Below are 11,563 nucleotides of genomic sequence, written 5' to 3'. Positions count from 1 at the left end.
CCGGGGACGAAGGAGGTGAGGAAGGCGACCTTGGTGCCGTTCTCGGGCACCACCGGGACCGGATCACGCGCGACCAGCGTCGCATGCGCGTTGGAGACGACCGTGAACAGCCGGAACACCTCGATCAGACCGATCGCGACGAGCATGGCCGTATCCGCCGCGTTCTCCCAGCGGGACACATACTGCCGATGCACCCAGTGATCCGGCTGGAGCAGCCAGACCAGGAGGATCGCGGAGAACACCGGCGCGGCGCAGAGCAGTAGACCCGCTCGGATCCGGTGTGGCTCCTGGGCCAGCAGGCTGCGATAGCGGACCGAATAGGGACGGCCCGCGTCGGGCTCGGTGAGCGGCCCGGCCAACTGGCTGTAGCGGTCGTAGTCGTAAACAGCGATCGGCGAAGCCATCGGGGCGCCCTCGCGGACTCGTATGGACGGATCGGCATGCCGCGATGACCCGTACGGGTTATCAAATGTGGTCATCGCTCGAGCTGAGAATGTAACGAGCCCAGCGATTGACGCTGCGTACATCGGATTTTCGGCGCGCCATGATGGTGTGTGGAATGGGTGATCACACACTCGGCCTATTCGGGCGCGTCCAGCGTGATTTGGATATTTCGATCTGCCATGGTCGGGGTCGGATTATCTTGCGGAAATCGGAGGACTAGTCATGCGGGTTTCCCTGGGTCGTACGGGGCGTGCCGTGCTCTGTGTGGTGTCGTCCGTGACCGCGGCGATGGTGTTGCCGCAGTCGGTGGCCGCCCCGGCGGAAAAGGAAGAGCCGCGGATTCCGTTTGCTGAGCGCTACCGGGCTGTACAGCACGGTGGAATCGCCCGGGCCGCCAATTCCTCGGCAACCTGTCAGTCCCCGGCCACCCGGGAGGCCGTTTCCTGCGCGAAAGCGCAGCAGGGGAACGGCGGTGTCAACGGCGACTACCGCATGACGTACATCGACGTCGACCGGGACCGCAACACCTACAACTCCAGCAGGGCCGAACTGCGGCTCCCCAAAGGCGCCACGGTGTCTTACGCCCGCCTGTACTGGGGCGGAAACCTCCGGGTCGGCGAGCAGAAGCCGCCCGAGGACAACGGCCGCGTCCTCTTCGCCGAGCCGGGCGGCCAGTACAAGGAGATCCTCGCCGACTCCACCATCGGGCACCGCACGCAGGACGGGGTCGACGACGCCTTCTCCGCGTCGGCCGATGTCACCCGCATCGTGAAGAACGCCACCCCGGGCGCCTACACCGTCGCCCAGGTCAATGTCGCCATGGGACACTCCGCCGCAGGCGCCTGGGGCGGCTGGACGCTGGTCGTCGCCTACGCCGACAAGAGCGCCCCGCTGCGCGACCTCGCGATCTGGGACGGCTTCGAGAGCCTGTCGCCCGACCGGAGCGAATACGCCGTCGACCTCGACGGCCTGCGGATTCCCGAGCAGGGCAGGGGCAGTCTCGGCGTCGTCGCGTACGACGGGGACCGCGGCGCCGACGGCAACTCCCTCGGTGTTCAGGCCGACGACGGAGAGCCGGTCATGCTGCGCGACGCCGCCAACCCGGTCGACGACGCCTTTAACTCGACGATCGCCGACCGCGGACGGCTCACGCGCGGCCGCCAGCCCTCCTACGCCAACACGCTGGGCTACGACTCCGACATCCACGACCTGGGGCCGGCGCTCTCCGAGGGCGCCGACCACCTGACGGTCGGTTTCGGTACCGAGGCGGAGAACTTCCACCTCGGCGCCCTGTTCCTGCAGGCCGACACCAGGCGCTGACACTGCCTCGAAGAGAGGACCCCCGGCGGCCGTACGCCGCCGGGGCATGGGTTCCATCCGGTCCGTGTACGGGGAGCAACGCGTGCCGCAACACAAGCGTGAAGGCCGCCGGTTGACGGTGCTGCACATCTCCCAGCCCGTCGACGGCGGCGTCGCCCGGGTCGTCACCGATCTGGTGCGCAGCCAGACCCGGGCCGGGTTGCACGCCGTCGTCGCCTGCCCGCCGGGCGGAATGCTGGGTACGGCCGCGGCGGCGGCCGGAGCCGACGTACTGCCCTGGCCCGCCCGCCGGGAACCCGGCCGCCATCTTCCGCGCGAGGCCCTCCGGCTCGCTCGTCTGGTCCGTCGGACCGCTCCGGACCTGGTCCACGCGCACAGCGCCAAGGCGGGGCTCGCCGGCCGGCTCGCCGTACGCGGCCGTATCCCCACCGTCTTCCAGCCGCACGCCTGGTCCTTCGAGGCCGTCGGCGGGAGCACCGCCGAACTGGCCCTCCGCTGGGAGCGGTTCGCCGCCCGCTGGGCGGCCCGCGTGCTGTGCGTCAGCGAGGACGAACGGCTGCGCGGCCGGCAGGCCGGCGTACTCGCCCGCTGGGCCGTGATCCGCAACGGCGTCGACACCGACCGCTTCCGCCCGGCGGACGCGGCCGCGCGAAGAAGCGCCCGAGCCGGACTCGGCGCGTTGCGCGGCCTGCCCCCGGAAGCCCAACTGGTGGTCTGCGTGGGCAGACTGTGCCGGCAGAAGGGCCAGGACGTACTGTTGCGGGCCTGGCCCGAAGTGGCCGCCGCCGTGCCCGGTGCCCGGCTCGTCCTCGTCGGCGACGGACCCGACCGCGATGCCCTGCGCAGCGGCGCGCCCCCGCAGGTCCTGTTCGCCGGTGAGTGCGCCGACCCGGCCCCCTGGTACGCGGCAGCGGACCTGGTCGCCCTGCCCTCCCGCTGGGAGGGCATGGCACTGGCCCCGCTGGAGGCGATGGCCTGCGGCCGTCCCGTGGTCCTCTCCGAGGTGACCGGCGCACGCGAGAGCCTGGCTCCCGCACACGCTCCCGGCGCCCTGGTGCCGCCGGAACAACCCCACGCGCTCGCCCGGGCCCTGATCGCACTGCTGCTCGACCACGGGCTGCGCGACACCTTCGGGCAGCAGGCGCAGGAGCACGTACGGAACACGTACGACGTGCGGCGCACAGCCGCTGCCGTGCTGCGGCTCTACCACGAACTGCTCGGCCCCGGCCCCGCCGATCACGGGCCGCCGGACGGTCTCACCCGCCCCGCGGCACCCGCAGCGCGCCGCGGATCCCCCGGCCGAACGGGCCCGCATACCGAAAGCAGGGAGCAGATCAGGCGATGACCAGGGAGAACGCAGGGGTGCCCAGTCCCGGGCGGGTCGTGTCTCTGCTGGGTGAGACGTCCCGCCCGGCCGCGCCTGTCTTCGCACCGATCCGCCCCCGCCGGCCCGCACCGGCCGGGGGGCAGCGGACCCCGCACACCGGACGTGTCGTCGCGCTGCTGGCAGCCGCCGACAGCCTCGCCACGGTGGCCGGCGCGGTGCCGCTCGGCGGCGTGCAGCGCATTCTGGCCGCGCTCGGGCCCGCCCTCGTCGTCCTGCTGCTGCTCAACGCGCGCAGCGGCCTCTACCGCCCCGGACTGACGACGACCGCGCTCGACGAACTGCCCCTCCTGGCACGCGGCTCCGCCATCGCCTGGTGCGTGACGGCCGCCGTGCTGGCGGGCTTCCGGCCGGCGGCAGCGCCCGGCTGGGACCTGTTCCTGGCCGTCGTGGCCGCGCAGATCGTGCTGGCCTGCGGGGCACGGGGCCTGATCCACCAGCTGCGGCGCAAGAACCGGCGGCGGCGCCCGCACGCCGTCCTGGTGGTGGGCGGTGAGCCGGCCGGGCGCCGTATCGCTTCCACGCTCCACGACCACCCCGAGTACGGCATGAGCCCGGTCGGCCTGGTCGCCGCCGCACCCGACAGCGACTCCGGTCCCGGCGCCCAGCCGTCCGCCGCCCCGAAACTCCCCCTTCCGGTGCTGGTCTCCCACGAGGACATCACCCGTGCCGTCATCCAGAACTCCGTACGGGACGCCGTCTTCACCTGCGGCCGCTGGGACGAGCCCCAGGACGCCGCGCTCATGCGGCTGTTCTCGGGACTGGGCTGCACGGTGTGGCTGGTGCACGGCGAGCCCGCGGCCGGGCCCGTCCCCCGGCCCGGCGGACCCGAGCACATCTGGGGGTTCGCCTGCCGGCGCCTCGAGGACCCACCCCGCCACCGGGCCGGCATTCTGGCCAAACGCGCTCTCGACATCGCCGTCGCCGGTCTCGCGCTGATCGCCACCGCGCCCGTGCTGCTCAGCTGCGCGCTCGCCGTGCGGTGGGCCGACGGGCCCGGGGTGATCTTCCGTCAGGAGCGGATCGGTATGGCGGGGGAGCACTTCGTGGTCCTGAAGTTCCGCACCCTGCGCCCCGCCGACGAACACGAGTCGGCGACGCTGTGGAACGTCGCGCACGACGACCGGATGAGCGGGGTCGGCCATCTGCTGCGCCGTACCTCCCTGGACGAGCTCCCGCAGCTGTGGAATGTGCTGCGCGGCGACATGAGCCTGGTCGGTCCCAGGCCCGAACGGCCCTATTTCGTACGGAAGTTCAGCCAAGCCCACCCGGGCTACGCGGCCCGCCACCGGATGCCCGTCGGCATCACGGGCCTGGCCCAGGTGCACGGCCTGCGGGGCGACACCTCCATCGAGGACCGGGCCCGGTTCGACAACCACTACATCGAGACGTGGTCGTTCTGGCAGGACGTACGGATTCTGCTGCGCACCGCGGGTTCCCTCTTCCGGGGCGAGGGGAGCTGAGCATGACGACGCTGCCGATCGATCCGGCGCAGCTGCGGGGCCGGTTCACCGGCTGGTGGCGGGTGCTGCCCGCCGTCGCCACCGTGCTGCTGCTGTGCGCCCCGGGCGGGGGCAACGAGGACATCACCGCGGCCGTGCACATCACCGGAGCCGACGTGGCCTCCGCCGTGCTGGTCGGGGTCTGCGCGATCGCCCTGCTGTACGACCGGCAGCGGCCGCTGACCTGGCCCGCCGTCGTCGTACTGGCCGCGCCCGCCATCGCGTTCGCCGTGGCCACCGCCGCGTCCCGCGACCCGGGCGCGAGCCTGCCCGGCTTCGTGCGGTATCTGCAGATCTTCGTCCTCGTCCCGGCCGCGACCGTCCTGCTGCTGCGATCCCGCCGGGACTTCCGGTGGGTGGCGGGCGCGATGATCGCGGTCGCCGTGTTCCAGGGCGCGGTCGGTGTCCACCAGTACGTCACCGGCACCGGCGCCTCGTACGCGGGACGGGAGATCCGCGCCGTCGGCACCTTCGGCGCGCTCGACGTGATGGGTATGGCGACCGTCGTCGCCCATGGCGTCGTCCTCGCTCTGGCTCTGGGGCTGGCGCCGCCCGCTGGCAGCCGCCGCTGGGTGCGGCCCGCCGCACTGACCTGCGCCGGGCTCCTCCTGGTGCCGCTGGCCTTCTCCTTCAGCCGCGGGGCCTGGATCGCCACGGCGCTGGCCTGCACGGTGGTGCTCTTCCTGGCCGGTCTCCGCACCGCCCTCGGCACTCTGGCCGTGCTGGTGGCCGCCGGCGTCGTCCTGGTCGGCGGTCTCGGTGTGGGCAGCGCCCTCATCGGCGAACGGCTCACCAGCATCACCCAGGTCACCGACTCGCCCGACCGGTCCGTCATCGACCGCTACTCCATGTGGGCCGCCGCGGGTTCCATCTGGCAGGACAACCCCGCCACCGGCGTGGGCATCAAGGGCTTCCCCGACCACCGCGACGGACACGCCTCCGTCGGTCTGTCCTCCAGCAGCGACGCCGCCGGAGCCGGCCTGGACTTCCAGCGCGAACCGCTGCTCACCCCGCACAACATGTATCTGCTGATCCTCAGTGAGCAGGGCCTGATCGGGATCACCGCCGTTCTCGGCAGCTGGACGGCCCTGCTCGTCCTCGGCCTGCGCAGGCTGCGGCGGCGGGCCGGCCGCCGACCGGTGGACTGCGGGCTGGCCGCGGCCGGCATGCTCGTCTACCAGTTCGCCGACTTCCTCTACGCCGACATCGGCGGCCCCGAGACCGTGCTCACCGCCATCATGTTCGGTCTGGTCGCCTGGTGGGCGCTCGTACCGGCCGCCCTGGCCGAGGACCTGGCGGACCGTCGATGAGCGACGCGGCGACCGTGCCGCCGCCGGCCTCCGGAAGGCCGCCGGGGACCGGTGTGTCCACCGCCACCCGCCCTCCGGCGCCGCCCGGCGGGCAGCACGAGCGGTTCATCGCCAAGGCCGCGGCCATCACGGCCGTACTCACCGCGGCCGGGGCCCTCTTCGGGCTCGTACGGGACCAGTTGATCGCCCATCTCTTCGGCGCGAACGGCGCGACCGACGCGTTCCTGGTCGCCTGGACCGTGCCCGAGATCGCGTCGACCCTGCTGATCGAGGACGCCATGGCGCTGGTCATGATCCCCGCCTTCAGCCTGGCGCTCTCCCGGCGCGCCGCGCCCGCCCCCGCCGGCCTGGACGCCGGGCCCGACCCCGTCGGCCGCCTCGTCGCCTCGACGGCCCCCCGGCTGTTCCTCGCACTCGCCTGCTCCGCGGTCCTGCTCGCCGCCCTCGCGCCGCATCTGGTACAGCTTCTGGCGCCCGGCCTGGCCAACCCCGGGCTCGCGGTGGACTGCACCCGGCTCACCGCCGTCACCGTCCTCACCTTCGGCATCGCCGGGTACTTCAGCGCCGCGCTGCGCGCACACCGGATGTTCATGCCCCCGGCGGCGATCTATGTCGCGTACAACCTCGGCATCGTCACCACGATGCTGACGCTGCACACGCTCTGGGGCGTTCGTGCCGCCGCGGCCGGTGTCGCCGCGGGCGGCATCCTGATGGTGCTCGTCCAACTGCCTGCTTTTTTGCGGCACTTGCCCTCCCGGCCCGGCCGCAGGCGCCATTCCGCGCTTTCCCGCACGGAGAACCGGCTTCTCCGTGCAGGCCCGGCCCTGCCCGCGGGACTGGCCATCCTGGCGCCCGTCGTGCTGTTCGCCCTCACCCGCCAGGCCCAGGTCCTGGTCGAGCGCTACATCGCCTCCTCACTCCCCGCCGGGGCCATCTCGCATCTGAACTACGCCCAGAAGGTCGCGCAGGTGCCCATGGTGCTCTCCCTGATGGTGTGCACAGTGACGTTTCCGCTGGTGGCCCGCGCCATGGCGGACGGTGAGGCCGACCGTGCCCGGCGGCGGGTGGAACGCGACCTGGCCCTCGCCGGGCTCGTGGTGCTCCTCGGCGCCGCGTATGTCATCGCGTACGCCCCCCAGCTGATCCAACTGCTCTTCCAGCGCGGTGCTTTCGACGCCCACGACACCGCCGCGACGGCTTCCGTCATGCGCGTTTACGCGTTCGGCCTGCTCGGCCACAGCCTGACGAGCGCGCTGATTCGCGCCTTCTTCTCCGCCGCACGGCCCACCTGGGACCCCGCGGCGGCCATGGGCGTCGGCCTGCTGATCACGATTGCCGGAGCCCAGGCCGCCGTCCCGCACTGGGGGGTCCACGGCATCGCCGCGGCCAACGCCGCCGGAATCACCACCACCGCTCTGCTCCTGCTGCGAGGACTGGGCAGGCAGGGCATCGCCATCAACGTCCGCTGGGTGGCCGCCGACCTGGGCCGGCTCGCCGTCGCCGCCGGAGCGGCCGTCACCGCCGGCTGGGCCGCCGCCCCGATGGCCCCCAACGCCCTGGCCGCGGCCGCGACCGGCGCTCTGATCGTTCCGGCCGTCTTCCTCACCGCGGCCTTCGCCGTAAGGGCGCCCGAAGCGCCGCTGCTTATCTCCGCCGTCAAACGAAAGTTCCGTCATGCCCGCTGAACCCTGGCTGCTGATGTACCACTCCGTGTCCGACTGCACGGAGGACCCCTACCGGATCACCGTCACCCCGGACCGGCTGCGCCGGCAACTGCACTGGCTCGCGAACCGGGGCCTGCGCGGCGTCGGCGTCGCGGAGCTGCTGCGCGAGCGAGCAGCCGGCCGCGGAGCCCGCCTGGTCGGTCTCACCTTCGACGACGGCTATACGGACTTCACCGAGAACGCTGTCCCGCTGCTCCGAGAGGCGGGTTTCACGGCGACCGTGTTCGTGCTGCCCGGCCGGCTCGGCGGCGACAACGCCTGGGATCCGCTCGGGCCGCGCAAGCCCCTGCTGGACGAAACCGGCATCCGCGCAGCGTCCAGGGCCGGAATGGAGATCGGCTCCCACGGGATGCTCCATGTCTCCCTCCCCGCGGCCGACGAGACCTCCCTGCTGCAGGAGACCGCCGGCAGCCGCGCCGCGCTCCAGGAGATCACCGGCCGCCCCGTGGAGGGCTACTGCTACGCGTACGGCGACCTCGACGCCCGCGCCGTCGAGGCCGTACGGGCCGCGGGATACGACTACGCCTGCGCCATCGACCCCGGCGCCCTCACCGGACCGTACGCGCTGCCCCGCATTCACATCGGCGCCCAGGACAACGCCCTGCGGCTCTCCGTCAAACGGCTGCTGCACCCCGTACGCCGCCGAGCGATGCCCGCCGCGCGGGCCGCCGCGCCCGTGGCCGGAGCCCGCCGATGAAAGTGCTGCACATCATCACCGGCCTCGCCGCCGGGGGAGCGGAGCAGCAACTGCGGCTGCTGCTCCGCCATCTGCCCGTGGACTGCGACGTCCTCACCCTCACCAACCCGGGCGCGGTCGCGGACGGCATCCGCAGCGACGGCATCCGCGTCACCCACCTCGGCATGGGCGGCAACCGCGACCTGTCCGCACTGCCCCGGCTGGCCGGAGCCATCCGGGCGGGCCGCTACGACCTGGTGCACACCCATCTCTTCCGGGCCTGCGTCTTCGGCCGGATCGCGGCCCGGATGGCCGGAGTCCGGGCTGTGCTCGCCACCGAGCACTCCCTCGGTGAGACACGTATCGAAGGCCGCCCGCTCACCCCCGGGACCCGCGCCCTCTACCTCGCCACCGAGCGCCTCGGCTCCTCGACGGTCGCGGTCTCCGCCACCGTCGTGCACCGGCTGCGCGCCTGGGGCGTGCCGCAGCAGCGCATCCATCTCGTGCCGAACGGCATCGACGCCCGGCACTTCCGGTTCGACCCGGCCGCCCGGGCCGCCGCCCGCGCCCGCCTCGGGATCCCCGAACAGGCCTTCGTGGCCGGGGGAGTCGGCCGGCTCGTGCCGGGCAAGCGCTACGACGTCCTGCTGCGAGCCGTCGCCGAACTGCCCGGCGCCCGGCTGCTGCTCGTCGGCGACGGGCCCGAGCGGGCCGCCCTCGAACAGCTGGCGGCCCGCCTCGGCGCCGCCGGCCGCGTCCGGCTGCTCGGCGAGCGTGATGGGTCCGTCCAGGCGAGCGCCGACCGGCCCTCCGGCATCCCCGGACTGCTCGCCGCCATGGACGTCTTCGTCTCCCCGTCCGCCGAGGAGACCTTCGGCCTCGCCGTGCTCGAGGCCCTCGCCGCCGGGCTGCCCGTACTGCACGTCACCTGCCCGGCGATCGAGGAACTGCCGGCCGCCGAGGCCCCCGGAGCCCGGCGCATCGGCCCCGGTCTGCGGCCGCTGGCCGACGCGCTGGCCGAGGCGCAGCGCGAGCACGCCACCGCCGGACCCCGCCACCTGCCCGTTCCCGCCGCCGTCGGGCGCTACGACATCGCCCGCAGCGCCGACCGGCTCTCCGCGCTCTACGAACGGACCGCCGCCGACCCCGCCGCCCGGCGGCGCGCCCCCCTCAGGCCGTACCACCCCCACCCCGCCGTGTCCGAACCGAAGAGGTGACCCGTCGTCATGACCGATACCCTTCTGGCAGGATTCTCCCGCCGCCTCCGCCTGGCCTCCGACGCCCTGCGCCTGCCCGTCTGGTGGCCACTGGCCCTCTCCGCCGTACTGGGCATGCTCTGCGGCGCGGCGTACGGCGTGCTGCAAACCCCTCAGTACACCACCACCGGCTATGTGGTCGTGGCCCCCGAGAAGGCCGCGGACCCGATGACCGCCCTCGGCTACGCGCACGCCTACGGACGCGTCGTCACCAACAGCGCCGTCCTCGGCCACGCCCAGGAGGCGACCGGAAAGCCCGCGGCCGAGCTCAGGACGCACATCCAGGCCGCCACATCCCCCGACGCGCCCATGATCGAGATCATCGGCAGCGACACGCGGGCGGAGCAGTCGGCGACGAACGCCAACGAGGTTGCCCGCGCGCTCACCGAGTACGCCAACGCCTCCGCCAACAGCACGGGCGTACGGCTCTCCGTACTGTCCAAGGCCCCCGTCCCCGACGCCCCCACCTCCCCGTCCGCGATGATCGCGGCCGCTGTCGGAACCTGCGCGGGCGGACTCCTCGGCTTCCTCATCGTGCTCGTACGTCCCGGCAGCCGCAGCCGGAAGATCTCCGGGGTCCCCGCCCCCGCGGGCGAACGGCAGGCATCGGCCGGACCCGAGCGACAGCTGGCCGAGGAGGGTGCGCGGTGACAGCGCAGACCGCGGCGCACCCCACAGCGGCACGACCACCCAGATCCGGCGCACTGACCGTGACGCTCTGCCGCGACCCGGCCGGCTTCGCCGGCCTGGCGGGGGAGTGGGACGGCCTGTACCGGCGCTGCCGCAGCGCCACGCCCTTCCAGACCCATGCCTGGCTCCACTCGTGGTGGCTGTCCTACGGCGTGCCCGGCCGCCTCCGGCTGCTGCTGGTGCGCCGCCAGGGGCGCCTCGTCGGCGCGGCACCGCTGATACTGGCGCACCGTCCGGTGCCGGTCCTCCTCCCCATCGGTGTCGGCGTCTCCGACTTCTGCGACGTGCTGCTCGACGACAGCTGCGCCGAGGCGGCGGCGGCCTCGCTCGCTCACGGGCTCGCCGCGGCGGCCGCCGGGGCGCTGGTGGATCTGCGCGAAGTACGCCCAGGAGCTGCGGCCGAGCGGCTCTTCGCCAACTGGCCGGGCTCCAAGCGGCGGCTCCCGGACTCCCTGTGCATGGAGCTACCCGGCCGCCCCGTCGACGAGTTGCTCAACCGGATGCCCAGCTCCAGCGCCCGCCGTTCACGCAGCAAGCTGCGCAAGCTGGATATCCTGGGCATCGAGCCCCGCAGCGTGCCGGAGCGCGAGGTGGCGGACGCGCTCGTCACCATGCTCCGGCTGCACTGCCTCCAGTGGGAGGGCCGCGGAGTCACCCCCGAACACCGCAGGCCCCGCTTCGCCGAGCATCTCGTACGGGCCGTCCGGCAGATGGTCGGGACCGGCGACGCCCGGGTCACCGAGTACGTCCTCGAGGGTCGGGTGGTGGCCACGGACGTGACGCTGATGTCCGCGGAGCTGTCCGGCGGCTATCTCTACGGGGCCCACCCCGACCTGCGCGCAGCCAAGGCCGACATCAACACCATGCTGCTGCGCCACGATGCGGCTCACGCCGCGGAGACCGGCCGCAGCGTGGTCAGCCTGCTGCGCGGCAACGAGGAGTACAAGCGCCACTGGCGGCCGGTCGCGGTCACCAACCAGCGCCTTCTGCTCTCCCGGCCGGGTCTTGCACCGGCCCTGTACCTCCACGCCGCACAGGTCGCGGCCCGGCTCCTGCTGGTCCGCGTCGCCCGGGCACGGCTCCCGGCGCTGCTCGCCTGGCGCACCCGGCTGAACAACTGGCGGGCGTGGGGGGGGGGGGGGGGGGGGGCCCCGCCCCCCCCCCCCCCCGCCCCCCCCCCCCCCCCCCCCCCCCGGCCCCCCCCCCCGCGCGCGGGGGGGGGGGGGGGGGGGGTGGGGGAGGGAGGGGTTTTTTGAG

At 73.4% G+C, this 11,563-nt stretch carries 9 protein-coding genes and 1 pseudogene; 9 read left to right on the top strand and 1 reads right to left on the bottom strand.

Going from position 1 to position 11,563, the window contains the following annotated elements; all coding sequences use genetic code 11:
- A pseudogene (locus tag ABZW18_RS33185) lies at positions 1-479 on the bottom strand (glycosyl transferase); the annotation flags it as partial.
- 187 nt (positions 480-666) lie between these two features.
- Here ABZW18_RS33185 and ABZW18_RS33180 point away from each other — a divergent pair.
- From ABZW18_RS33180 to ABZW18_RS33140, 9 genes are all read left to right on the top strand, one after another.
- Positions 667-1,764, top strand: a complete 1,098-nt coding sequence (locus ABZW18_RS33180) for a DUF3344 domain-containing protein (protein ID WP_356194860.1) — start codon at positions 667-669, stop codon at positions 1,762-1,764.
- Positions 1,765-1,846: 82 nt separating this feature from the next.
- The gene (locus ABZW18_RS33175) at positions 1,847-3,109 is read left to right on the top strand and encodes a glycosyltransferase (RefSeq protein ID WP_356194858.1); all 1,263 of its coding nucleotides are present in this window, start codon (positions 1,847-1,849) and stop codon (positions 3,107-3,109) included.
- Positions 3,106-4,611, top strand: coding sequence for a sugar transferase (locus tag ABZW18_RS33170; RefSeq protein WP_356194856.1), 1,506 nt, complete (start codon positions 3,106-3,108; stop codon positions 4,609-4,611). The genes ABZW18_RS33175 and ABZW18_RS33170 overlap by 4 nt, the downstream gene beginning before the upstream one ends.
- 2 nt (positions 4,612-4,613) lie before the next feature.
- Positions 4,614-5,960, top strand: coding sequence for an O-antigen ligase family protein (locus ABZW18_RS33165; RefSeq protein ID WP_356194854.1), 1,347 nt, complete (start codon positions 4,614-4,616; stop codon positions 5,958-5,960).
- Positions 5,957-7,645 (top strand): lipid II flippase MurJ, encoded by a 1,689-nt coding sequence (locus ABZW18_RS33160; protein ID WP_356194852.1) that lies wholly within the window; start codon positions 5,957-5,959, stop codon positions 7,643-7,645. The genes ABZW18_RS33165 and ABZW18_RS33160 overlap by 4 nt, the downstream gene beginning before the upstream one ends.
- Positions 7,635-8,381, top strand: a complete 747-nt coding sequence (locus ABZW18_RS33155) for a polysaccharide deacetylase family protein (protein WP_356194850.1) — start codon at positions 7,635-7,637, stop codon at positions 8,379-8,381. The genes ABZW18_RS33160 and ABZW18_RS33155 overlap by 11 nt, the downstream gene beginning before the upstream one ends.
- The gene (locus ABZW18_RS33150; RefSeq protein ID WP_356194848.1) at positions 8,378-9,577 is read left to right on the top strand and encodes a glycosyltransferase; all 1,200 of its coding nucleotides are present in this window, start codon (positions 8,378-8,380) and stop codon (positions 9,575-9,577) included. Before ABZW18_RS33155 ends, ABZW18_RS33150 begins: the two co-directional genes overlap by 4 nt.
- Positions 9,578-9,586: 9 nt before the next feature.
- Positions 9,587-10,267 (top strand): lipopolysaccharide biosynthesis protein, encoded by a 681-nt coding sequence (locus ABZW18_RS33145; protein WP_356194846.1) that lies wholly within the window; start codon positions 9,587-9,589, stop codon positions 10,265-10,267.
- Positions 10,264-11,562, top strand: a complete 1,299-nt coding sequence (locus tag ABZW18_RS33140) for a GNAT family N-acetyltransferase (RefSeq protein WP_356194844.1) — start codon at positions 10,264-10,266, stop codon at positions 11,560-11,562. The genes ABZW18_RS33145 and ABZW18_RS33140 overlap by 4 nt, the downstream gene beginning before the upstream one ends.
- Position 11,563 lies beyond the last annotated feature (1 nt).

It is taken from the genome of Streptomyces sp. NPDC004647, assembly GCF_040609575.1.
GTDB lineage: Bacteria > Actinomycetota > Actinomycetes > Streptomycetales > Streptomycetaceae > Streptomyces.
This window is presented reverse-complemented; position numbering and strand designations above follow the sequence as displayed.